Origin of the sequence: Agromyces cerinus, from assembly GCF_016907835.1 — a bacterium.
Classification (GTDB): domain Bacteria; phylum Actinomycetota; class Actinomycetes; order Actinomycetales; family Microbacteriaceae; genus Agromyces; species Agromyces nitratus.
The window spans coordinates 2,792,549-2,814,060 of sequence record NZ_JAFBCT010000001.1 but is presented as its reverse complement, the minus strand read 5'-3'; the positions used below and the strand labels follow the sequence as shown (position 1 = coordinate 2,814,060).

Genomic DNA, 21,512 nt, shown 5'->3' with positions numbered 1-21,512 from the left:
CCCGCCACAGGATGGGGCGCGAGGCCGTCAGTGCACGTCGACCACGCTCGTCGCGCCGGTGCGCAGGCGGATCTCGTCGGCGACGGCGATCGCGTCACCCGACGGGGCATCCGACTTGCGGTCGGGGCGTGCGATGAACAGGTAGGCGAGGCCCGTCACGACGACGACGCCGAGGCCGATCAGCACGACGTAGTCGGTGAGGAAGTCGCCCGTCGAACCCGGCAGCGAGAGCAGCACCATCGCGAAGACGCCGTAGGCGAGCGCGAGGACGTTCACGAGGAACCCCCACGAGCCGAGCGAGAACGGACCGGCAGGCCGCCAGCCCTTGAGGCGCTGCCGGAGCGAGGCCAGCACGACCATCTGGAACGCGACGTAGATGCCGAGCACCGCGAAGGAGGTGACCGGCACCAAGAGGTCGTTGTTCGCCCAGATGAGCACGGCGATGAGCGCGGGCACGGTGCACGCCACGATGAGGGCGTTCGTCGGCACCTTCGTGGTCGGCGAGACCTTCGAGAGCCAGCGGTGGCCAGGGACCATGCCGTCGCGGGCGAAGGAGAACAGCAGGCGGCTCGCCGCGGCCTGCAGGCTCAGCACGCACGAGAGGAACGCCGTGATCGCGATCACCAGGAACAGCTTCGCGCCCACCGATCCGAGGGTCGCCTCGAGGATGCCGGGGATGGGGTCCGCGTCCTCACCGCTGACGATCGACGCGAGGTCGGGCGCCGCGAGCACGTAGCCGCCGAACGAGAAGAGCGCGGAGACGCCGCCGACGAGGATCGTCAGCATCATGGCCTTGGGGATGCGACGCGCGGGGTTCGCGACCTCTTCGGCGACGTCGCCGCAGGCCTCGAAGCCGTAGAAGAGGAAGAGGCCCGCGAGGGCGGCGCCCATGAAGGCCGCCGTGTAGCTGCCGTCGCCCTCGACGCCCATGGTGTCGAAGAAGACGCTGAACTCCTGCTTGCGCTGGAAGATCAGCAGGTAGAGGCCGAGGCCGATGACGCCGATGAGCTCGGCGGCGAGGCCGATGCGAGCGACGCGGGCGAGCCACTTCGTGCCCGTGAAATTGATGGCGAGGGCGATGAGGAGGAACGCGAGCGTGATCCACAGCGTCGACGCGTTCGTGATCTCGATGCCGAACAGGCTCGCCGCGAACCCGGATCCGAATTCGGCGACCGCGGTGATGGTCACGATCATCGCCCAGATGTAGACCCACGCCGCCATCCACGCGTAGCGCCGACCCCAGAGGCGCCGAGCCCAGGGGTAGATGCCGCCGTGGATCGGGTACTGCGAGACGACCTCGCCGAACACGAACGAGACGAGGAGCTGCCCGGCGCCGACGATCACGATCCACCAGATCGAGGGCGGACCGCCGATCGAGAGCGCCACTGCGAAGAGCGAGTAGACGCCGACGAGGGGGGAGAGATAGGTGAAGCCGAGGGCGAAGTTCGCCCAGAGGCTCATCGACCGGTTGAACGTGTCCTCGTAGCCGAGCACGCTGAGGTGTTCGCCGTCGGAGAGGCCTGCTGCGGGCCCGCGATCTTCAGACATCACTGCCTTCCACTGTCATCGCTGCGCCGGCCGCCCCCAACCGGCGACACCACATCGTCGTGGTGTCGCGCCAGCATAGCCAGACATCCGGTCGTAAAGCTATAGTTCCGGATGATTTATTTCGGGCGCGGATTCCGGAGCGAGCGGATGCCGCGGCATCCGCTCGGCGTAGCATGGCCGCCATGGGGGAAGTCAGCGACTACATCGCCGGTCTCGAGGAGCCCGAGCGCGACGTCATGGAACGCATCAGGGCCAGGGCGGTCTCGCTCGTGCCCGAGGCGGTCGAAGGGGTGAGCTACGGCATGCCGGCCCTCCGGTACCGGGACTCGCCGCTGCTCAGCATCATGAAGGCGAAGGCGCACATCGGGCTCTATCCGTACAGTCCGCCGGTGATCGAGGCCGTCTCGTCGGAGCTCGAGGGGTACTCGTGGGCGAAGGGGACGATCCGGTTCACCCCCGAGCATCCGCTGCCCGACTCGCTCGTCGACCGCATCATCCTGCTGCGCCGCGACGAGATCGACGAGAAGAAGAAGCGCTAGCCGTCTCGTTCTCCGCGCGCAATGCGCGATCCGCCCCTGACCCGAGGAACGCCGTTGCCGTCGAAGCTCTTCCGCAATGCCCGCATCCACACGCTGACCGGCGAGGAGAAGCCCGCCGAGGCGCTGCTCGCCGTCGATGGCGAGATCGTCGCGATCGGCGACGACGCCGAGATCGGCGCACTCGCCGGCCCGGGCACGATCGAGGTCGATCTCGGCGGTCTCGCGGTCGTGCCGGGGTTCATCGATGCGCACATCCACACCGCACTGCTCGCCGGCGAGCGCGGGCAGCTCGATCTGCGAGGCGTCCGAAGCCTCGACGAGGCGCTGGCTGCGATCCGGTCCCATGCGGCGGGCCTGCCGGCGGGTCGCGGCATCTTCTGGGGCAGCTGGGACTCCAACACGTGGGCCGTGCCCGTGCAGCCCGATCGCTACAGCCTCGACCGCATCTGTCCCGACCGACCGGTCGCGCTTCCGAGCATCGACGGGCACACCGTCTGGGCAAACAGCTTCGCCCTCGCCGCAGCCGGGATCACGGCGGCGACGCCCGATCCGGTCGGAGGCGAGATCGTCCGGGATGCGCGGGGCGAGCCCGCCGGCATCCTCCGAGAGGAGGCGCAGCGCCCGCTCGATGCCGTGATCGGCGCGCCGTCGGTCGCCGACCTCGTCGATCAGCTCGCGGTCGAGCAGGAGCACCTGCTCGCCGTCGGTCTCACGGGCGTGCACGACATCGACGGCGAAGACGCCCGCGCGGCCTACCTCGAGCTGCATCGGAGCGGTCGCCTGAGGCTCCGCGTCCACAAGGCCATCCCCGCCGTCCACCTCGATGCGGCGATCGCCGAGGGCCGGTACACGGGCCAGGGCGACGACTGGTTCCAGACCGGCCCGGTCAAGCTCTTCTCCGATGGTGCGCTCGGCTCGCACACCTCGCACATGGGCGAGGCGTTCGTCGGGGAGTCCGGCAATCGCGGCATCGAGGTGATCCCGTACGCCCGGCTGCGCGAGCTCGTGCGCACGGCGGCCGACGCGGGCATCGCGGTCGCCACGCACGCGATCGGCGACGAGGCGAACCATCTCGTGCTGAACGCCTACGCCGAGAGCGCCGAGCTCAGTCGCGCCGCAGGCCTCCGGCATCGCATCGAGCACGCCCAGCACATCCGCTGGGACGACCTTCCCCGATTCGCGGAGCTCGGTGTGATCCCGTCCCTGCAACCGACGCACTGCACCTCGGACATCGCGCTCGCGTCGACCCTGCTCGCCGGACGCGACCTCGCGAACTACGCGTGGCGTGCCCTCGCCGATTCCGGTGCGCACGTGGCCTTCGGCTCGGATGCCCCGGTGGAGAGCCCGAATCCGATGCACGCGGTGCACGCCGCCGTCACGCGGGAGAACGCCGCAGGGGAGCCGGCCGGAGGCTGGGAACCCGAGCAGCGAGTGACCGTCGCCGAGGCCCTCGCGGCCCATTCCGCGGGCAGCGCCTACGCCGCCCACCGCGACCACCGGCAGGGAACGCTCGCCGTCGGCAGGCTCGCGGACTTCGTCGCGCTCGAGCGGGACCCGTTCGAGGTGGAGCCGACCGAGCTCCGCGACCTGCAGGTCGCCACCACGGTGGTCGGCGGCGAGGTGCGCTTCCAGCGCTGAGGCTCAGACGACGGATGCCCCGGGGCGCGGCCCCGGGGCATCCGATCAGTGCACGTCGGCGACGATCAGCCGATGCGGATCATCTTCTTGTTGACGAATTCGTCGGCGCCGAAGCGGCCGAGCTCGCGGCCCGAGCCCGAGCGCTTCACGCCGCCGAAGGGCAGCTCTGCGCCATCGGCGCCGACCAGGTTCACGAAGACCATGCCGGCCTCGATCTTGTCGGCGACGCGGAGGGCCTGCTCGGAATCGGTCGTGAAGACGTAGGAACCGAGGCCGAACGGGGTGTTGTTCGCGAGCTCGACCGCTGCGGCTTCGTCGGCGACCTTGAAGACCTGCGCGACCGGGCCGAAGAACTCCTCGTGGAAGGCGTCGGAGCCGGGCTGCACGTCGGTGAGGATCGTGGCCGAGTAGTAGTTGCCGTCGCGCGCGCCGCCGTGGTGGAGCGTTGCGCCCTGTGCGACGGCCCGCTCGACCTGCTCGGCGAGGCCCTCGGCGGCCTTGGCCGACGACAGCGGGCCGAGTGCGGTGCCGGCCTGGGCGGGGTCGCCCTGCTCGACCTCGCTCATCGCTGCGGTGAACTTCTCGAGGAACGGCTCGTAGAGGTCTTCGACGACGATGAACCGCTTGGCCGCGTTGCAGGCCTGGCCGTTGTTGTCGACGCGGGCGAAGACGGCGGCGCCGACCGTGGCGTCGAGGTCGTCGGTCGAGAGCAGGATGAAGGGGTCGGAGCCGCCGAGCTCGAGCACGACCTTCTTCAGGTGGCGACCGGCGATCTCGGCGACGATCGCGCCGGCCCGCTCGGAACCGGTGAGCGAGATGCCCTGCACACGCGGGTCGGCGATGACGGTCTCGATCTGCTCGTGCGAGGCGTAGATGTTGACGTAGGCGCCGACCGGGAAGCCGGCGTCGAGGAAGATCTGCTCGATCGCGGCGGCCGACTCGGGGCACTGCTCGGCGTGCTTGAGCAGGATCGTGTTGCCGATGATGAGGTTCGGGCCGGCGAAGCGGGCGACCTGGTAGTACGGGAAGTTCCACGGCATGATGCCGAGGAGCGGGCCGAGCGACGAGCGGCGGATGAGGGCCGAACCCTCGCCGGCCAGCAGGTCGATCTTCTCGTCGGCGAGCAGCGACTCGGCGTTGTCGGCGTAGTACTCGTAGATCGCGGCCGAGAACTCGACCTCGCCGACGGCCTGCTCGATCGGCTTGCCCATCTCGCGCACGATGATCTCGCCGAGCTCCTGGGCGCGCTCGTTGTGCAGTTCGGCGACGCGGCGCACGAGGGCGGCGCGCTCGGCGACCGTGGTGTTCTTCGACCAGGTGCGGTGCGTCTCGGTGGCCGCGGCGATGGCCGCTTGCAGGCCCTCGTCGGTGATGGTGTCGTAGGACTCGACCGTCTCGCCGGTGGCGGGGTTGGTCACGGCATAGGGCATGGGTTTCTCCTTCTCGGGGTGCACACACTGCACACACGCCAGAGCTCGTCTGCCGCCGTGCATACGCTCGACTTCAAAGATATATCAGCGGATGATTCAGATCGACCCGGATGACGCGGGGTCGACGAGTACTCGCAGCGGCGTGCCGGGGCACGGCTCGCCGGCGCCGGCGGGGTCGGCCAGCTGCCCCACCTGCAGTGTCGGCTCGGTCGAGAGCACGACGCGGCCCTCGTCGTTCACGAGGGCGAGCGGTGCGGGCACGTCGAGGAACGCGGCGAGCAGCTCGCGCTCGAGTCGGCGCACCGAGACGTCGGCGCCGATGACGCCGACCATGCGGGAGTCGCCGGCGGGGTCGACCGCAGCGTGCACCGGCATCGTCATCGTCAGGATGTAGTCGCACGTGCAGAGGTGGTCGACGTAGGGTCCGGTCACGTGCGCGTGCCGGGTCGTCGCGGGGATGCGGTACCACTCGAGGGCGCGGAAGTCGCGCAGGTACTCGGTGTACCCGCGGGTCGTGAGGTCGAGGCGCGTCGGCTCGGTCGTCGAGCCGAGCACGGGGTTCGCGTCGAGCGGCCCGAGCCACCACGCGAAGTGCACGTCGCGCCCGCGCACGATCTCACCGTCGGCAATGAACCCGGCGCCGACGAGCAGCGGTTCGGAGTCGGTGAGGCGGGGGAGCACGAGCTCGGCGACGAGGGCGTCGAGCGCGGCCGGGCGCACTTCGGGCGCGCCGTCGATGAGCTGTTCGACCGGGGTGCGCCATGCGGCGAGCTGGTCGAAGACGCTGGCGAACACCGCACCGACCGAGGCGGCGACGTCACGCGCTGACCGGCTCATCGAGCGCACCTCCCCGCTCGATCCTGGCCTTCGCCGCGAGGAGCGGCACCGAGAGCCCGCGCACGAGGTCGCCTGCGGACTCGCGGGCCTCCGCCGGGCGGTGCGCCGCGACGGCGCGGACGATGCGGCGGTCGTGCGCCGAGGCATCCGCTCGCTGCCCGTCGTCGTCGAGGCCGAGCAGCAGGAGGGGGCCGAACTCGGCCTGCAGCCGGATCTGCTCGCGCACGAGGCGGGCCGACTGGCTGAGCACGGCGACCTCGAGGAAGAATCCGCCCTGATTGGTGCGAGCGGATGCCGCGGTGCCGAAGTCGGCCGCGGCGAGCCATGCCGCGAGGCGCTCGGCGTCGCCGGCGGACGCGCGCTCGGCGGCGCGCTCGGCGATGCCGGCGAGGATGGCGCCGAAGTACACCGCCATGTCGCTGAGCTCGACCTGGGCGAGGCCGCGCAGGCGCGCGGTGATGAGCGAACGGTGGTCGGCGTCGTCGGCGACGACGAAGCTGCCGCCCTCTCGTCCGCGACGGGTCTCGACGAGCCCGGCCTCCCGAAGGATGCCGAGGCCCTCGCGCACGGTGATGAGGGCGACGCCGAAGCGGCGGGCGAGCTCGGGTTCGCTCGGCAGGCGTTCGCCGGCGCCGAGCACCCCGAGCACGATGCCGTCGGTGAGGCGTTGCGCGACCTGTTCGGCGCGGCCCGTGTCGGCGAGCTGGGCGAACACGGCTTCGCGCGCTCCCGGCCCCACCCTCGATTCCATGCGTTCAGGCTAGTCGAGCGACTCGCCCGGAATCTCACCACCGCTTGTCAGGCGATGCTGCGACGATCCTCGGGACGGCGTCGATGGCGGTCGGGACAGGTCGAGCAGCGAGAAAAGAAGCGATATAGGATGATTACGCGGTCGCGGGGCCGCCGACATGCGAAGGCGGATGGGATGCACGAGCGACGGGCCGATGACGAGGCGACCGACGGCGTGCTCTCGGGGGTGCGCGTCGCCGACTTCTCGCGGGTGCTCGCCGGCCCCTACGCCACGATGATGCTCGCCGACTTCGGCGCCGACGTCGTGAAGATCGAATCCCCGGCCGGTGACGACACCCGGCACTGGCGCCCGCCCGTCGACGCGAGCGGCCAGGCCACCTACTTCGGCAGCGTCAACCGCAACAAGCGCTCGGTCGCACTCGACCTGACTGATGCGGCGGGGCTCGCGGAGGCGCGCCGGCTCGCGGCCTCGGCCGACGTCGTCATCGAGAACTTCCGTCCTGGCGTGATGGACCGCTTCGGGCTCTCCTACGACGAGGTGCGGGCGTCGAACCCGGGCGTCGTCTACTGCTCGATCACCGGCTTCGGTACGGGGGAGGGCGCCGCGCTCGCCGGCTACGACCTGCTCGTGCAGGCCGTCGGCGGGCTCATGTCGATCACGGGTGCCGCCGACGGCGAGCCCGCGAAGGCCGGCGTCGCCCTCGTCGACGTGCTCACCGGACAGAACGCGGTCGCCGGCATCCTGCTCGCGCTGCGCGAGCGCGACCACACGGGCCTCGGCCAGCGGGTCGAGGTGAACCTCCTGCAGGGGCTGCTCTCCGCGCTCACGAACCAGGCTGCGTCCACGCTCGCCACGGGCACGCCGCCGCGGCGGCTCGGCAACGCGCACCCGAGCATCGCCCCCTACGCCGTGTTCCACGCGGCCGATCGCGAGCTCGTGATCGCCGTCGGCAACGACAAGCAGTTCCGGGCGCTCGCCGCGGTGCTCGGCGTTCCCGCGCTGGCCGACGACCCGCGGTTCGCGGGCAACGTCGACCGCGTCGCGCATCGCGTCGAGCTCACGGCGGCGATCGAGGAGCGGCTGGCCGCGGCATCCGCTGGGCACTGGGTCGAAGTGCTGAGCTCGGCCGGCGTGCCGACCGGTCTCGTGAACGACGTCGCCGAGGCGATCGCATTCGGCGAGGCGCTCGGCCTCGAGCCCGTCGCCGAGATCGCCGCCGGTGCGTTCACGAGCCGCACGGTCGCGAACCCGATCGGCCTCTCGGCGAGCCCCGCCGCGTACCGCACTCCGCCGCCGACGCTCGACGAGCACGCCGGCGCCGACTGGCACCAGACCCCCGCGAAAGGACCGCACCGATGACCACCGCACCCTCGATCGACGCCGTGTTCGACCTCGACGCCCTGCTCACCTCCGAGGAGCGCGAGTGGCAGCTGAAGGCCCGCGCCTTCGCGCAGGACCGGCTGCTGCCGGTCATCGAGGAGGACTTCGAGGCCAAGCACTTCCGCCGCGAGTTCGTGAAGGAGCTCGGCGACGCCGGCTTCCTCGGCATGCACCTGCAGGGCTACGGATGCGCCGGCGCGGGCGCCGTGTCGTACGGCCTCGTGTGCCTCGAGCTCGAGGCCGCCGACAGCGGCTGGCGCACCTTCGTCTCGGTGCAGGGCTCGCTCGCGATGAGCGCGATCCACAAGTACGGCTCCGAGGAGCAGAAGCAGCAATGGCTGCCGGGCATGGCGGCCGGCGACCTCATCGGATGCTTCGCGCTCACCGAGCCCCAGGGCGGCTCCGACCCCGCGGGCATGACCACGACCGCGCGCCGCGACGGCGACGGCTGGGTGCTCGACGGCGCCAAGCGCTGGATCGGCCTCGCCTCGCTCGCCGATGTCGCCGTGGTCTGGGCGAAGGTCGACGACCCTGAATTCGGCGGTGGCGACGGCGGTCGCGCGGTGCGCGGATTCCTCGTGCCGACCTCGACGCCGGGCTTCACGGCGACGCCGATCGACGGCAAGCTCTCGATGCGCGCGTCCGTACAGTGCGACATCGCACTCGACGGGGTGCGGGTCGACGGCGAGGCGATCCTGCCGGGCGCGAAGGGGCTCTCCGGCCCGTTCGGCTGCCTGAACGAGGCGCGCTACGGCATCGTGTGGGGCGCGATGGGGGCGGCCCGCTCGTGCCTCGAGGCTGCCATCGAGCGGTCGACTTCCCGCGAGGTGTTCGGCAAGCCGATCGGCGCCAACCAGCTCATCCAGGCGAAGCTCGCCGACATGTTCCTCGAGGTCGAGAAGGGGATCCTCCTCGCCCTGCACCTCGGGCGACTCAAGGAGCGCGGCACGCTCACTCCCGCCCAGATCTCGGTCGGCAAGCTCAACAGCGTGCGCGAGGCGCTCGCGATCGCGCACGAGGCGCGGGCGATCCTCGCCGGTGACGGCATCACGAACGCGTGGCCCGTCATGCGGCACGCGGCGAACCTCGAGTCGGTGCGCACCTACGAGGGCACCGACGAGATCCACCAACTGATCCTGGGGCGCGAGCTCACCGGGCTGAACGCGTTCTGATCTCGACGAAGCTGGAGGACGACATGGGTGAGACGAGCACAGCAGCGGATGCCGCGGGCATCGCACCGCGCGACGAGCAGCGTCGCGACGACGATGCGGTCGTCACCGATGCCGAGGCCGAAGTCGAGATCGCGGTGCGATTCGCAGCGGCATCCGGCTTCGACCGCTCGACCCGCGACGATCGCGCCCGATGGCTCACCGCACTCGCCGAGGCGCTCGAAGCGCACCGCGATGAACTCGTCGCGCTCGGCGCGGAGGAGACCCACCTCAGCCCGGGGCGACTCTCGGGCGAGGTGACGCGCACGGCGACCCAGCTGCGCTTCTTCGCGGGTGTCGTTCGCGAGGGGTCGTACCTCGAGGCGACACTCGATGCTCCCGACCCATCGCTCACCCCGCCGCGCCCCGACCTGCGGCGGATGCTGCGGCCGCTCGGGGTGGTCGCGGTCTTCGCCGCCTCGAACTTCCCCTTCGCGTTCTCGGTGCTCGGCAACGACACCGCGTCGGCGCTCGCCGCGGGATGCCCGGTCGTCGTGAAGGCCCATCCGGGGCATCCGCGGCTCTCGCGTCGCGTGGTGCAGATCGCGCACCTCGCGCTCGTCGATGCGGGCGCACCCGCGACGGCGCTCGCCCTCGTCGACGGCTTCGATGCGGGCACCGCGCTCGTGCGGCATCCGCTCGTCTCGGCGGTGGGGTTCACCGGCTCGACCCGCGGCGGGCGCGCGCTCTTCGACCTCGCCTCCGCCCGGCCCGCGCCGATCCCGTTCTACGGCGAGCTCGGTTCGATCAACCCGGTCGTCGTCACGTCGGCGGCTGCCGCGGCGGATGTCGCGGCGATCGCGGCCGGGCTCGCGGGCTCGTTCACCCGCGACGGCGGCCAGTACTGCACGAAGCCCGGGCTCGTCTTCGTGCCCGAGGGCGCCGGGTTCGAGCGGGCGCTCGTCGTCGCACTCGCCGACGCTCCGTCGCAGACCCTGCTCACCGACGGCATCGCGAGCGCGTTCGACTCGGGGTCGGCGGCGCTCGCCGCCCGCGATGACGTCGAGCTCGTCTTCGCCGGCGACCGGGCGACGGATGCCGCGGCGCCCACCGTGATCGCGACGACGACCGACGACTTCGTCGCCGACCACGAGGCGTTCCTCGAGGAGTGCTTCGGGCCGCTGACGGTGCTCGTGCGCTACGCCGACGAGGCCGCGCTCGAGGCCGCGCTCGCGGTGCTCGACGGTTCGCTCACCGGCACGATCCACCACGCGCCGGGCGAAGACGTCACGGCACTCACCGAAGCCCTCGCCCGGGTCTCCGGCCGGATCGTCTACAACGGCTGGCCCACCGGCGTCGCGATCGCCTGGGCGCAGCATCACGGCGGCGGATGGCCCGCGACGACCGGGTCGGTGCACACCTCGGTGGGAGCCACCGCGATCCGACGCTGGCTGACCCCCATCGCCTTCCAGGACGCGCCGGCAGGGGTGCTGCCGCCGGAACTCGCCGACGGCAACCCGCTCGGCATCCCACGCCGTGAAGACGGCGTGCTCGCCACGGGCGCGGCGGAGTAGCGCACGAATCGACGGAGGGGGCGGCCGGGATCGGCCGCCCCCTCCGTCGTCGCCCTCAGCTGATGCCGGGGATGACGAGCCAGCCGTTCACGAGCACGAGCCAGAGCGCGACGAGCACGATCGCGGAGATCGTGAGCGCGAGGCCGGTGCGACCGCGGGTGATGAGCGCGACGACGAGCACGACGAGCGTCGCGATGCCGAGCACGAGCGAGCCGAACGGGATGCCGGGAAGGAAGAGCGACAGCACGAACAGTGCGGCGACGATGACCTCGATGATGCCGACGACCGAGCCGCCCCGCCCTCGGAGGCGTCGGATACCGTCGACGAGCGCGAGCGCGCCGCCGACGAGGGCGATGATGAGGAGCCATGACAGGGTGATCACGGGTGAAGTTCCTTCCGGTTGGTGTGGGTGGCACCACGACGACGGAGGGGACTCCATCGCCGCGGCCAGCGTATCCGCCGGCGATCCTGCGGCGGAAGGGCTTGCGCGAGCGAACGCAGACACGGTATGCCCCGAACGGAATGTGATCGGGATGCTGCGAATCGAGCTGTTTCGGAAATGAAACGTGGGGTAACGCCGTTTTCCTCACGGGCGATGCCGTGATGGACTCGATCACACGGCACGGCACCACGTCGCCGCCCCAGCACTCCCCACGAACGGAGCTCCACATGTCTCGCGCACCCCGCGTTCGCACCCTGCTCGGCCTCGCCGCAGCATCCGTCACCGTCGTCGCCCTCGCCGCCTGCTCGAGCGGGGCGCCGGCGTCGAGCGAAGCAGCCGGCGACGACGAGTACGGACTGGTGAAGGCCGGAACGCTCACCGTCGCGACCGAGGGCACCTACCCGCCGTTCACGTACCACGAGGGCGGCGCGGGCGAGCTCGTCGGCTACGACGTCGAGATCGCCGAGGCCGTCGCCGAGAAGCTCGGCCTCGAGATCCAGTTCGAGGAGACGCAGTGGGACGCGATCTTCGCGGGCCTCGACGCGGGCCGCTTCGACGTCATCGCCAACCAGGTCTCGATCAACCCCGACCGCGAAGAGGACTACCTCTTCTCGACGCCGTACACTGTGTCGCCGAGCGTCGTCGTCGTCAACGAGGGCGACGACTCGATCTCGAGCTTCGAGGACTTGAAGGGCAAGACCACCGCGCAGTCGCTGACGAGCAACTTCTACCAGCTCGCCGTCGACGCCGGCGCGAACGTCGAGGCCGTCGAGGGCTGGGCGCAGGCCGTTGCGCTCCTCGAGCAGGGCCGCGTCGACGCGACCGTCAACGACAAGCTCACCTACCTCGACTACCTCAAGCAGACGCCCGACGCGAAGCTCGCCGTCGCCGCCGAGACCGACCCGAGCGAGAGCGCCCTCACCTTCGCGAAGGACAAGACCGCGCTCGTGAAGGCCATCGACGAGGCGCTCGCCGAACTCCGCGAAGAGGGCGTGCTCGCAGAACTCGGCGAGAAGTACTTCGGCGAGGACGTCTCGCAGTAGCGCTCGCCCGCATCACACCGGCGGATGCCGCGTACCGCTCCTGATTCGCTCGGGTGACATCGCCCGAGTGGAATCATGGGTGGCGCGGCATCCGCCGCATTCCGGAAGGCGGTGAGGCGATGACCGACTGGCAGCTCGCGCTCGACTCGTTCTGGCCATTGTTCTGGGGCGGCATCAGCGGCACCATCCCGCTTGCAGTGGCCTCCTTCGCGCTCGGCCTCGTGCTGGCGCTCGGCGTCGCGCTCATGCGCATCAGCCGCAATCGGGTGCTGAGCGGCATCGCGAGGTTCTACATCTCGGTGATCCGCGGCACCCCGCTGCTCGTGCAGCTGTTCGTGATCTTCTACGGCATGCCCTCGATCGGCATCACGATCGACCCGTGGCCGAGCGCGATCATCGCGTTCTCGCTCAACGTCGGCGGGTATGCCGCCGAGGTGATCAGGGCGGCGATCCTCTCGGTGCCGAAGGGGCAGTGGGAGGCCGGGTACACGATCGGCATGTCGCCCGGCACGACGCTCACCCGGCTGATCCTGCCGCAGGCGGCCCGCGTCTCGGTGCCGCCGCTGTCGAACACCTTCATCTCCCTCGTGAAGGACACCTCGCTCGCCTCGCTCATCCTCGTGACCGAGATGTTCCGGGTGGCGCAGGAGATCGCGGCGTTCAGCCGCGAGTTCCTGCTCATCTACATCGAGGCCGCGCTCATCTACGGGTTGTTCTGCCTCGTGCTCTCGAGCGGGCAGAACCTGCTCGAGAAGCGATTGGACCGCTATGTCGCCCACTGATCCGCTCGCCCCGGTCGATCGGCCCGACGACAGCGTGCTGCTCTCGGCCCGCGGCATCCGCAAGTCGTTCGGCGACAACGAGGTGCTGAGCTCGATCGACCTCGAGGTGCGGCGTGGCGAGGTCGTCGTGCTCATCGGCCCGAGCGGCTCGGGCAAGACGACCGTGCTGCGCGCGCTCAACGGCCTCGAGACGCCCGACGGCGGCACCCTGACGATCGCCGGCGGGCCGTCGCTCGACTTCGCGAACCCGATCTCCAAAGCCGAGCGCTACGCGCTGCGCGACCGCTCGGCGATGGTGTTCCAGCAGCACAACCTCTTCCCGCACATGACCGTGCTGCAGAACGTCGTCGAAGGCCCGGTGCGCGTGCAGAAGGTACCGAAGGCGCGGGCCGTGGCCGAGGCATCCGCCCTGCTCGATCGCGTCGGCCTCGCCGAGAAGCGCGACGCCTACCCCTTCGAACTCTCGGGCGGGCAGCAGCAGCGCGTCGGCATCGTGCGTGCGCTCGCGCTGAAACCGCAGCTGCTGCTCTTCGACGAGCCGACGAGCGCGCTCGACCCCGAACTCGTGGGCGAGGTGCTGCAGGTCATCAAGGAGCTCGCCGACGAGGGCTGGACCATGGTCGTCGTCACCCACGAGCTGAGCTTCGCGCGCCAGGCGGCCGACGAGGTGCTGTTCATGGACGGCGGGGTCGTCGTGGAACGCGGCGCACCCGAAGCGATCTTCACGAACCCGACGCACGAGCGCACCCGGCGATTCCTCGACCGGATCCTGCGCCCGCTCGAGGACGGCGGCGAGGGCGATGTCAGCCCTTGACCGCGCCCGCCGTCAGACCCTGCACGATGTAGCGGCTCGCGAACGCGAACAGGAGCATCGTCGGGAGGATCGTCAGCACGGCGGCCGCCGACATCGAGCCCCAATCGATGTTGAAGCTCGTGATGAAGCCGTTGAGCGCGGTCGGGATCGTCTTGTTCTCGTCCTTGTTCATGAGCGTCACCGACAGGAACAGCTCGTTCCAGCAGTTGACGAAGTTGAAGATGAACGCGGCCACGATGCCCGGCTTCATCACCGGAACGATGACCCGGAACAGTGCGCCGAGCCGGGAGCATCCGTCGATCATCGCCGCCTCCTCGAGCGCGTCGGGGATGTTCGCGAAGAAGCCGCGCAGCATGATCGTGCAGAACGGGATGCACACCGCCACGTAGACGAGAATCAGGCCGAAGCGATCGTCGACGAGCCCCAGCTCCACCATGAGCAGATAGAGCGGCCCCAGCGCGATGAACGTGGGGATCATCTGGGTCACGAGGAACGCCATGAGGATCGCGGACTTGCTGCGGAACTCGAACCGGGCCAGCACATAGGCCGACAGCAGCGAGATGAGGGTGGCGACGGTCGCCGCAGCGGTGGAGACGACGAGACTGTTGACGACGTAGGTGCCGAAGTCGGCCTTCTCGAACAGCTGCACGTAGTTCTCGAACGAGAACTCGGCCGGCCAGTACTGCAGCGGATAGCTGAAGATGTCTCCGGGCGCCTTGAACGACGTCACGATGATCCAGTACAGCGGGAAGATCGTGATCACGAGCCAGAGCCCGAGGAAGCCGATGCGTGCGATGCGTGCGGGCGTGGTCTCCGTGACGATCACGACGACACCTCCTTCTTGCCGCGAAGGGCCATCAGGTAGAAGGCCGAGAAGACGAGCAGCAGGCCGACGACGATGAGTCCGAGCGCCGAGGCCACGCCGTAGTCGCCCTTCTGGGTGAACGTGATCATCCACGTGGTGATGATGTGGGTCTGATTGGCGGGGCCGCCGCCGGTCATCGCCCAGATGATGTCGGGGAAGTTGAAGATCCAGATGACCCGGAGCAGCACCGTCAGGGCGAGCGTCGTCGAGATGTACGGGATCGTGATCTTGAAGAGCGTGCGCACCTTGCCCGCGCCGTCGAGGGCGGCGGCCTCGAAGAGCTCATCCGGCACGGATTGCAGCGCGGCGAGGATCATGATCGCGAAGAACGTCACGCCGTACCAGATGTTCGCGATGATCACCGCGAACATCGCGGTGTCCGGTTGCGCCAGCCACGGAATGCCCTGGTCGATGACGCCGGTCTTCATCAGGAGGTCGTTGACGACCCCGAACTCGCCGTTGAACATCCAGCGGAAGAGGATGCCGATGAGGAAGCCCGAGATCGCCCACGGGAAGAAGATGAGCGCCTGATAGAGGCCGCGGAAGCGGAACTTCCGGCGCAGCCAGAGCGCGAGCGCGAAGCCGATCACCAATTGCGGCACGATCGACGCCACGACCCAGAGCACCGAGTTGCCGAGGATCACGCCGAACGCGGGATCGGCGAAGATCGTGGCGAAGTTCTGGAGCCCGATCCAGGAGGTGTCGGTGAGGTTGCTCAGGTTCCAGTGGCGGAACGCCATCTGGCTGCCGGCGAGCATGGGGTAGTAGATGAACACGCCGACGAAGATCGCGGCGGGAAGCATGAACGCGGCGACGACGAGTCCGCGGCGCGTCGTGAACGCGCGGCGGCGGCGCGGCGCGGGGGCAGGGGTCGCCGGGGCGGGAGCGCCCGCCCGTGTGGGCGGGCGCTCCTCGACGGTCGTCATCTGGGGGGACATCCGTTGTCGTCGGTTCGGCGGCCTACTCGGCAGCCCACTTCTCGGTCCAGTAGGCATCCCAGCTGGCGAGGAGCTCCTCGGTCGTGAGCTGGCCGATGAGCACCTGCTGCAGTTCGGCGTCGGCCTTGTCGGCCCACTCGGTCCACCAGGCGACACCGCGCGGCTGCACGGCGGTGATGTACGTCTCGGGCTGCTCGTTCATGGTGAGGTAGCTCTCCCACGCGCCGGTCTTGTAGAACTCCGCCTCGTCGGCGCCGTTCAGGATCGGGACGAGGCTGTTGCCCTCGGTGAAGCGGATCGAGGCGTCGCCCTCGGAGAGGAACTGGATGAGCTTCGCCGACTCCGCCCGGTGCTCGCTCGCCTCGGCGATGCCCCAGCCCGCGGTGGCGAGCGGCTGGATCGCCGTGCCGCTCGGCCCGACGAGCATGGGAGCGGTCGTCCACTGGTCGGCGGTGATGGCCGTCGACTGCTCGACCGCCGCGATGACCTCGGGGTCCTGCAGCAGGAACGCGGTGGAGCCGTTCGAGAAGCCCTCCACCATCTCGGGGTAGCCCCATGCCACCGACGAGGGCGGCGATGCCTGCTCGAAGAGATCGATGTAGAGCTCCATCGCGTCGAGCGCCTCGGGCGCCGAGAACATCGAGTCGCCGTTCTTCAACCGGTACGCGTTCTCGAGGTCGAGGTCGTCGGCCACGTAGGCCTCGATCACGAGGGCGGCGTTCGAGTAGCCGTTCGTGCCGCCGCGGAACGCGTAGCCGTAAGTGTTCGCCTCGGGATCCTGGATCGCCGACGCCTGCTCGAGCAGGTCCTCCCAGCTCACCGGTGCGCCGTCGAATCCGGCCTCCTCCACCAGGTCGGTGCGGTAGAAGAGGCTGATGCCGTAGAAGCCGTAGGGGATGAAGTAGGTCTTGCCACCGGCCGTCGCGACGTTCTTCGCGTTGTCGGTCAGGGCGTCCCACCCCTTCCAGCCCTCGAACTCGGGCCCCATGTCGGCAAGCCATCCGTTCGTCGAGAACGGACCGACGGTGAGGTCGCGCACCTCGAGGACGTCGACGCCCGTGCCCGACTGCAGCATCTGCTGGATCTTCTGGTCGGCCTGATCGGTGGGCGGCGAGACCAGCTCCACCTCGATGCCGGGGTTCTCCTGCTCGAACTCGTCGATGAGCGTCTCGAGCAGTTCGGTGCGTGCCGGGTTGGTCAAGCTCTCGACCATCTGCAGCGTGACCGTGCCGTCGTCAGCGGCGCCGGAGCATCCGCTGAAGGCGAGGGTTGCCGCCAAGCCGATGCCGAGCCCGGTCAGGACCTTTCCGTTGGCCATTCGTCTCCTCATTTCTGGTGGGTGCAGTTCTTCTTCGGGGGTGGGGTGTTCAGTTCAGCGAGGCGCAGCCACGGCGAGTTCGCAGAGCGTCGGGACTAAGCGGTCGACGAACGCTTCGAAGTCGCGCGCCGTGTTGTACGCGTGGGTGGAGAGGCGGTAGTAGCCGATGCCGTTGAAGCTCGTGAACGCCGCTTCGACGCCGAACTCCCGCACGACCCGGTCGCGCAGCGCATCCGCCTCGGGGTGGGTCGTGGCGAGTCCGGCGGGCAGGCGCACGAGGCGCAGGGCGTTCACGGGCGCGCCGACGTCGACGCGGTGGTCCTCACCCGTGCGTGCAGCGAACGCGTCGGCGATCAGCGTCTCGGCGTAGTCGGCGAGCTCGGTCATGTACGCGCGCACGGCCGGCCATCCCCAGTGCTCGTCGATGAACGCGTACGAGTCGGGTGCGGTGAGGTAGCTCGTCTGGTCGAGGGTGCCCTGGGTGTCGAAACGCTCGGGGAACGGGTGGGGGGCGCCCCACGAGTCGATCAGGGGGAACAGCTCGTGCCGCAGCTCTCCACTGGCGACGAGCACGGCGGCTCCACGGGGCGAGCACGCGAACTTGTGCAGGTTGCCGACCCAGACGTCGCAGTCGAGCCCGTCGAGCGGGGCGTCGTAGAGTCCGGGCACGTGGGCGCCGTCGACCAGGGTCGTGATCCCGCGCTGCCGAGCGGATGCCGCGACCTCGCGCACCGGCAGGAATCGCGCCGTCGCCGAGGTGATGTGGTCGATGACGATCAGTCGCGTCGCGTCGCTGCAGGCGGCCATGATGCGCTCATGCGCCTCGGCGGGAGTCGCGTCGAGCGGCACCCGTGCGGTCACGACCTGACCGCCCCAGCGGCGCGCGGCCCGTTCGGCACCCATCGTGACCGCCCCGTACCCGTGATCGGTGACGACGATCTCGGCGCCGGGCTCCGCCGTGAGGCTGTTGTAGACCACGCTCGCACCGCCGCTCGCGTTCGGCACGAGGGCGGTGTGCTCCGGGGCGGTGCCGACGATTCCGGCGATCGCGCGGCGGGCGTCGCCGACGCGTGCGGGCAGCGTCGAGAACCAGTCGACCGGCCCGGCGTCCATGACGGCCCTGAGGCGGTTCTGCTCCTCCTGCACGCGCCGCGGCACGGCGCCGAACGATCCGTGATTCGTGTGCAGCGCGGTGTCGCTGAGAGTCCAGCCGGTCGAGGCGGGCGAGCCGTCGGCGAAGGCGAGGGCGGTGGGCGCTGCGGTGGTCACTGGTGCGGTCGTCCTTGTCGTCATCAGGGTGTGAGGTCGGACGCTTCCCAGGGAAGACATTAGATGACTCTGTGTACTTCGATGTTCGAGAGCCGACAACGGCGACTATAACCGCAAAGTCATAAGATGACTAGTGCCAAGGCCTGCCCTCTAAGCTGATCAGCACGGCCCGACGCCGACCAGGAGACGAACAGCATGAGCGCGATCGACGACGCTTTCCACGGACTGCGGCACATCATCGCGTCGGGCGAACTCGCGCCCGGCCAGCGATTCCCGCCCGAAGCCGAACTCTGCGAGCGGCTGGGCGTCTCGCGCGGGTCGCTCCGAGAAGCGGTGCGCATGCTCGACGCGCTCGGCGTGATCGAATCGCGCCACGGATCCGGAACCTACGTCTCCGCACTCGAACCCGCGAACATCATCGGCGCGCTGAGCCTCACCGTGGAACTCATGCCGTTCGACGCGTTCATCGAGCTCTACGAGGTGCGCCGGGTGCTCGAGTCCCATGCCGCCGCCCAAGCCGCGGCACGCATGACGGACGACGGTGCGACGGAGCTCCGCGACATCCTCGACGAGCTCGAGGCACGCGAAGGGGAGCAGGGCACCGAGCTCGACGCGCTCTTCCACGAGACGATCGCGAAGCTCGCGGGCAATGCGGCCCTCGTCGAGCTCCTTCGCACGTTCCGGTCGCGGTCCCGCGCCTACCAGGTCTTCGATCTCCCCTCCGGGCCCGACATGAAACAGGTCAGCGATCGCGGCCACCGCGAGATCCTCGCCGCGCTCGTGAATCGCGACCCGGCGTCTGCGGAGGCCGCCGCCGCGGCGCACGTCGCGCAGACCGAGCAGTGGCTTCGCACCCACCGTCCGGCCCCGGTCGCACGGACCATGCCCGCTGCGAGCTGACGGCGCCGAGGCCGTCTCGTCGGCGAGCGGGCCGGCGCGCTCCGGTTCGGCCGGGTTCACCGAGGTGAGGCGGCTAGCGTTGCAGCATGGCCGGCTCGCGACGCACCAGCGCTGACGAGGCGCAGCGGGTGCAGCGGGCCAGACGGTGGCTCGGCGTCTTCCGGCTCACGATCGCGGCGCTCGAGGTCGTCGCGCTCATCGGCAACTTCCAGTACGTGCTCGGGTTCCGGCTCTTCGCGACCGCGAACTTCTTCAGCTACTTCACCGTGCAGTCGGCCTTCGCCGCGGTCGTGACCCTCGTGATCGGTGCGGCGTTCGCCCTGCTCACGCCGCGCGACCCCGAGTGGCTCGGCATCCTCCGCACGATGGTCACGGTGTACGTGCTCGTCTCCGGCATCGTGTTCGCCGTCATCGTCGCGCAGGCCTCGACCCGCGACTACCGCATGGAGGTGCCGTGGTCGGACACGGTGCTGCACTTCATCGTGCCGGCGCTCGCCCTCATCGCGTGGACGACGGACGCGATCATGGCCGTGAACCCGCGCGTGCCGTGGTCGACCATCGGCTGGGTGCTCGTCTTCCCGTCGATCTGGCTCGTCTACACGCTGTTCCGCGGGGCGGACGTCGGGTGGTACCCGTACTTCTTCCTCGACGAGGCGCAGGTCGGCGGGCCGGCGGGCGTCGCCCTCTACTGCCTGCTCGTGCTCGTGATCTTCGTCTCGATCACGGCCGGCCTCGTCGCGGTCAACCGGTGGCTGTGGCGAAGGGCGCGAGCGCCTCGAGCACCTCGGCCTGGAACGACGGATCGTCGAGCGCTTCGAGTCGAGTCGCCTGTGCGGCAGCGATGAGCCCGAGCAGGATCGGCTCGCCGCTCGCGAGGCCGACGTCGACCCACGTGGCGACCGGGGAGAATTCGCCGACGACGGTGAGCAGGTTCGGGGTCGTGAGTCCGGGGGAGTCGCCGTCGACGTCATCGTCGCCCGGGGCAGTGGGCGGCACCGCGACATCCGTTCGCCAGAACGCCTCGTCGAAGCGCAGCCACACGGTGTCGACCATGCCCATGCCGAGCACCGAGATCGCCCGCTGGTGCATGAGCGGCAGCGTCGGACTGAACTGCACCGTGTCGGTCTTCAGCACCCCGAGCGGAATGGTGACGACGGCGCGGTCGGCCGTGAGCGACTCCCCGGAGTCGAGGCGGAGGCTGACCCGGCGATCGGTGTAGGCGATGCTCGTGACCACGCTCGACACGGCGATCTCGAGCGGCTCGGCGAGTGCGTCGACGAGGTCGGAGAGGCGGCCGGTCACCAGGTCGCCGAGCTGATCCATGCGGTTCGCGTCGAACTGGGCGGCGGAGATCGCGGAGGTGACGGCACCGGTCGACGGTGCGATCCCACTGTTGATCGTGTGCGCGAGCCAGTCGGCCGGGCTCACTCCGGCGTCATCGGGCACCGCCGAGAGCGGCGTCGCCCCCGAGCCGGTCAGTGCCGCCGCGAGCGACACGTCGTGAGGCTGCGTCGCCGCCCACTCCTGCGCGGTCGCGACGGCGTCGGGCCCCGTCGCCGGAATCGGGACCCGGAGCCCGGCCTCCGTCGTCGCCGAGACCTCTGCGGTGAACGGCACGGTGTCGACGGATGCCTCGTGCAGTGCGTCGAGCAGTGCGTCGTCGTCGCCCGTGAACACGCCGCCGAGTTCGACGGGGGTGTCGAAGCCCGGGGCATCCGTGCTGTGGATGCGCCCGCCCAACCGGTCGCGCGCCTCGAGCACGACGACCTCGAAGCCCGCGTCGACGAGCTCGCGCGCCGCGGTGAGCCCGGCGAGGCCGGCCCCGATGACGGCGACGCGCTCGCCGGCGGTGCCGAGCCTCACGAGGTCGGCGGCGGCGCGGATGCCGGAGGCGCGCGCGCCCTCGAGCGTGCCGTATCGGTCGGGGTCGGTCGCCTCTCCGGCGAACACGAGGCGCTCCTCGACCGGCTCGCCGAGGGCCCGACGGAGCTGGGGCGTGCTGCCGACCGAGTCGAAGCTGAACGCCCCGCGCGAGAACGGTTCGGCGCCCCAGCGCGAGCGTCGCATCGCCGTCGGCAGGGGCACGCCGTTCGTCGGTGCGGGCGGCGCGGTCGTCGGTGGAGCCGTCGAGGGCAGCGGACTCGGGGCGGGCTCGGGCCAGGTGCAGCTCGCGAGCACGACGGTCGCGAACCCCGAGAGCGAGGCGGCGATGAAGGTTCGCCGGCCGATGCCGCCGGGCGCCGCCCGTGAGTCCATGGGATTCAGGCTAGTCGACGGCCCCCGTGCCGGTCGGCAG

General features: G+C 70.1%; 20 protein-coding genes. 10 read left to right on the top strand and 10 right to left on the bottom strand.

Annotation, left to right across the window (positions count from 1 at the left end; all coding sequences use genetic code 11):
• Nucleotides 1–27: 27 nt before the first annotated feature.
• Nucleotides 28–1,548: an APC family permease gene (locus tag JOE59_RS13105; protein ID WP_204461082.1), complete on the bottom strand. Its 1,521-nt coding sequence runs from the start codon at nucleotides 1,546–1,548 to the stop codon at nucleotides 28–30.
• Nucleotides 1,549–1,730: 182 nt separating this feature from the next.
• On the opposite strand from JOE59_RS13105, the gene JOE59_RS13100 reads away from it, so the two are divergent.
• Together JOE59_RS13100 and JOE59_RS13095 are read left to right on the top strand one after the other, a co-directional pair.
• Entirely contained in the window at nucleotides 1,731–2,087 is a 357-nt protein-coding gene (locus tag JOE59_RS13100; protein ID WP_204461079.1) for an iron chaperone, read from the top strand.
• 21 nt (nucleotides 2,088–2,108) lie between these two features.
• A complete protein-coding gene (locus JOE59_RS13095) occupies nucleotides 2,109–3,725 on the top strand; it encodes an amidohydrolase (protein WP_204461077.1) in 1,617 nt (538 codons plus the stop codon).
• A 65-nt stretch (nucleotides 3,726–3,790) separates the two neighbouring features.
• On the opposite strand, the gene JOE59_RS13090 is transcribed toward JOE59_RS13095, so the two are convergent.
• The 3 genes from JOE59_RS13090 to JOE59_RS13080 form a co-directional block, all read right to left on the bottom strand.
• On the bottom strand, nucleotides 3,791–5,155 hold the full coding sequence (locus tag JOE59_RS13090) for an NAD-dependent succinate-semialdehyde dehydrogenase (RefSeq protein ID WP_204461075.1): 1,365 nt from the start codon (nucleotides 5,153–5,155) through the stop codon (nucleotides 3,791–3,793).
• A gap of 96 nt (nucleotides 5,156–5,251) precedes the next feature.
• Nucleotides 5,252–5,992, bottom strand: a complete 741-nt coding sequence (locus tag JOE59_RS13085) for a PDC sensor domain-containing protein (RefSeq protein ID WP_204461072.1) — start codon at nucleotides 5,990–5,992, stop codon at nucleotides 5,252–5,254.
• Nucleotides 5,973–6,743, bottom strand: coding sequence for a FadR/GntR family transcriptional regulator (locus JOE59_RS13080; RefSeq protein WP_179552065.1), 771 nt, complete (start codon nucleotides 6,741–6,743; stop codon nucleotides 5,973–5,975). The genes JOE59_RS13085 and JOE59_RS13080 overlap by 20 nt, the downstream gene beginning before the upstream one ends.
• Before the next feature lie 174 nt (nucleotides 6,744–6,917).
• Between JOE59_RS13080 and JOE59_RS13075 the strand changes: the two genes are divergently transcribed.
• Genes JOE59_RS13075 through JOE59_RS13065 form a run of 3 tightly spaced genes read left to right on the top strand, consistent with a single transcriptional unit; the run spans nucleotide 6,918 to nucleotide 10,845 of the window.
• The gene (locus tag JOE59_RS13075) at nucleotides 6,918–8,102 is read left to right on the top strand and encodes a CaiB/BaiF CoA transferase family protein (protein ID WP_204461070.1); all 1,185 of its coding nucleotides are present in this window, start codon (nucleotides 6,918–6,920) and stop codon (nucleotides 8,100–8,102) included.
• A complete protein-coding gene (locus tag JOE59_RS13070) occupies nucleotides 8,099–9,295 on the top strand; it encodes an acyl-CoA dehydrogenase family protein (protein WP_204461068.1) in 1,197 nt (398 codons plus the stop codon). Before JOE59_RS13075 ends, JOE59_RS13070 begins: the two co-directional genes overlap by 4 nt.
• Before the next feature lie 23 nt (nucleotides 9,296–9,318).
• Nucleotides 9,319–10,845 carry an aldehyde dehydrogenase family protein gene (locus tag JOE59_RS13065; RefSeq protein WP_204461066.1) on the top strand — a complete coding sequence of 509 codons (1,527 nt, stop codon included), beginning with the start codon at nucleotides 9,319–9,321 and terminating at the stop codon, nucleotides 10,843–10,845.
• A gap of 55 nt (nucleotides 10,846–10,900) precedes the next feature.
• Here JOE59_RS13065 and JOE59_RS13060 read toward each other — a convergent pair whose 3' ends face one another.
• A complete protein-coding gene (locus JOE59_RS13060; protein WP_204461063.1) occupies nucleotides 10,901–11,227 on the bottom strand; it encodes a hypothetical protein in 327 nt (108 codons plus the stop codon).
• Between the two features lie 287 nt (nucleotides 11,228–11,514).
• Here JOE59_RS13060 and JOE59_RS13055 point away from each other — a divergent pair, with 287 nt between their 5' ends.
• The 3 genes from JOE59_RS13055 to JOE59_RS13045 all read left to right on the top strand — a co-directional run bounded on the left by JOE59_RS13055 (nucleotide 11,515) and on the right by JOE59_RS13045 (nucleotide 13,926).
• Complete coding sequence (locus JOE59_RS13055) at nucleotides 11,515–12,330, top strand: amino acid ABC transporter substrate-binding protein (RefSeq protein WP_204461062.1); 816 nt, start codon at nucleotides 11,515–11,517, stop codon at nucleotides 12,328–12,330.
• Between the two features lie 119 nt (nucleotides 12,331–12,449).
• Entirely contained in the window at nucleotides 12,450–13,112 is a 663-nt protein-coding gene (locus JOE59_RS13050) for an amino acid ABC transporter permease (RefSeq protein WP_204461061.1), read from the top strand.
• On the top strand, nucleotides 13,099–13,926 hold the full coding sequence (locus JOE59_RS13045; RefSeq protein WP_275581167.1) for an amino acid ABC transporter ATP-binding protein: 828 nt from the start codon (nucleotides 13,099–13,101) through the stop codon (nucleotides 13,924–13,926). Before JOE59_RS13050 ends, JOE59_RS13045 begins: the two co-directional genes overlap by 14 nt.
• Here the strand turns inward: JOE59_RS13045 and JOE59_RS18820 are convergent.
• The 4 genes from JOE59_RS18820 to JOE59_RS13025 are packed head-to-tail and all read right to left on the bottom strand — an operon-like array spanning nucleotide 13,916 to nucleotide 18,316.
• On the bottom strand, nucleotides 13,916–14,752 hold the full coding sequence (locus JOE59_RS18820; protein WP_204461060.1) for a carbohydrate ABC transporter permease: 837 nt from the start codon (nucleotides 14,750–14,752) through the stop codon (nucleotides 13,916–13,918). The genes JOE59_RS13045 and JOE59_RS18820 overlap by 11 nt on opposite strands.
• A complete protein-coding gene (locus JOE59_RS13035; RefSeq protein WP_204461059.1) occupies nucleotides 14,749–15,717 on the bottom strand; it encodes a carbohydrate ABC transporter permease in 969 nt (322 codons plus the stop codon). The genes JOE59_RS18820 and JOE59_RS13035 overlap by 4 nt, the downstream gene beginning before the upstream one ends.
• Nucleotides 15,718–15,751: 34 nt before the next feature.
• Nucleotides 15,752–17,047, bottom strand: coding sequence for an ABC transporter substrate-binding protein (locus JOE59_RS13030; protein ID WP_204461058.1), 1,296 nt, complete (start codon nucleotides 17,045–17,047; stop codon nucleotides 15,752–15,754).
• A gap of 54 nt (nucleotides 17,048–17,101) precedes the next feature.
• Nucleotides 17,102–18,316, bottom strand: a complete 1,215-nt coding sequence (locus JOE59_RS13025) for an aminotransferase class V-fold PLP-dependent enzyme (protein ID WP_307837070.1) — start codon at nucleotides 18,314–18,316, stop codon at nucleotides 17,102–17,104.
• Nucleotides 18,317–18,511: 195 nt separating this feature from the next.
• Between JOE59_RS13025 and JOE59_RS13020 the strand changes: the two genes are divergently transcribed.
• Together JOE59_RS13020 and JOE59_RS13015 are read left to right on the top strand one after the other, a co-directional pair.
• Complete coding sequence (locus JOE59_RS13020; RefSeq protein WP_204461054.1) at nucleotides 18,512–19,216, top strand: FadR/GntR family transcriptional regulator; 705 nt, start codon at nucleotides 18,512–18,514, stop codon at nucleotides 19,214–19,216.
• Between the two features lie 86 nt (nucleotides 19,217–19,302).
• Nucleotides 19,303–20,061 carry a Pr6Pr family membrane protein gene (locus JOE59_RS13015; protein ID WP_204461052.1) on the top strand — a complete coding sequence of 253 codons (759 nt, stop codon included), beginning with the start codon at nucleotides 19,303–19,305 and terminating at the stop codon, nucleotides 20,059–20,061.
• Here the strand turns inward: JOE59_RS13015 and JOE59_RS13010 are convergent.
• A complete protein-coding gene (locus JOE59_RS13010; protein ID WP_275581166.1) occupies nucleotides 19,958–21,472 on the bottom strand; it encodes a flavin monoamine oxidase family protein in 1,515 nt (504 codons plus the stop codon). The genes JOE59_RS13015 and JOE59_RS13010 overlap by 104 nt on opposite strands.
• Nucleotides 21,473–21,512 lie beyond the last annotated feature (40 nt).

What these genes read in the sequence shown, in the direction of transcription:
- JOE59_RS13105 (WP_204461082.1), bottom strand. Translation starts at nt 1,548, where the DNA reads ATGTCTGAAGATCGCGGGCCCGCAGCAGGCCTCTCCGACGGCGAACAC.
- JOE59_RS13100 (WP_204461079.1), top strand. Translation starts at nt 1,731, where the DNA reads ATGGGGGAAGTCAGCGACTACATCGCCGGTCTCGAGGAGCCCGAGCGC.
- JOE59_RS13095 (WP_204461077.1), top strand. Translation starts at nt 2,109, where the DNA reads ATGCGCGATCCGCCCCTGACCCGAGGAACGCCGTTGCCGTCGAAGCTC.
- JOE59_RS13090 (WP_204461075.1), bottom strand. Translation starts at nt 5,155, where the DNA reads ATGCCCTATGCCGTGACCAACCCCGCCACCGGCGAGACGGTCGAGTCC.
- JOE59_RS13085 (WP_204461072.1), bottom strand. Translation starts at nt 5,992, where the DNA reads ATGAGCCGGTCAGCGCGTGACGTCGCCGCCTCGGTCGGTGCGGTGTTC.
- JOE59_RS13080 (WP_179552065.1), bottom strand. Translation starts at nt 6,743, where the DNA reads ATGGAATCGAGGGTGGGGCCGGGAGCGCGCGAAGCCGTGTTCGCCCAG.
- JOE59_RS13075 (WP_204461070.1), top strand. Translation starts at nt 6,918, where the DNA reads ATGCACGAGCGACGGGCCGATGACGAGGCGACCGACGGCGTGCTCTCG.
- JOE59_RS13070 (WP_204461068.1), top strand. Translation starts at nt 8,099, where the DNA reads ATGACCACCGCACCCTCGATCGACGCCGTGTTCGACCTCGACGCCCTG.
- JOE59_RS13065 (WP_204461066.1), top strand. Translation starts at nt 9,319, where the DNA reads ATGGGTGAGACGAGCACAGCAGCGGATGCCGCGGGCATCGCACCGCGC.
- JOE59_RS13055 (WP_204461062.1), top strand. Translation starts at nt 11,515, where the DNA reads ATGTCTCGCGCACCCCGCGTTCGCACCCTGCTCGGCCTCGCCGCAGCA.
- JOE59_RS13050 (WP_204461061.1), top strand. Translation starts at nt 12,450, where the DNA reads ATGACCGACTGGCAGCTCGCGCTCGACTCGTTCTGGCCATTGTTCTGG.
- JOE59_RS13045 (WP_275581167.1), top strand. Translation starts at nt 13,099, where the DNA reads ATGTCGCCCACTGATCCGCTCGCCCCGGTCGATCGGCCCGACGACAGC.
- JOE59_RS13035 (WP_204461059.1), bottom strand. Translation starts at nt 15,717, where the DNA reads ATGACGACCGTCGAGGAGCGCCCGCCCACACGGGCGGGCGCTCCCGCC.
- JOE59_RS13030 (WP_204461058.1), bottom strand. Translation starts at nt 17,047, where the DNA reads ATGGCCAACGGAAAGGTCCTGACCGGGCTCGGCATCGGCTTGGCGGCA.
- JOE59_RS13020 (WP_204461054.1), top strand. Translation starts at nt 18,512, where the DNA reads ATGAGCGCGATCGACGACGCTTTCCACGGACTGCGGCACATCATCGCG.
- JOE59_RS13015 (WP_204461052.1), top strand. Translation starts at nt 19,303, where the DNA reads ATGGCCGGCTCGCGACGCACCAGCGCTGACGAGGCGCAGCGGGTGCAG.
- JOE59_RS13010 (WP_275581166.1), bottom strand. Translation starts at nt 21,472, where the DNA reads ATGGACTCACGGGCGGCGCCCGGCGGCATCGGCCGGCGAACCTTCATC.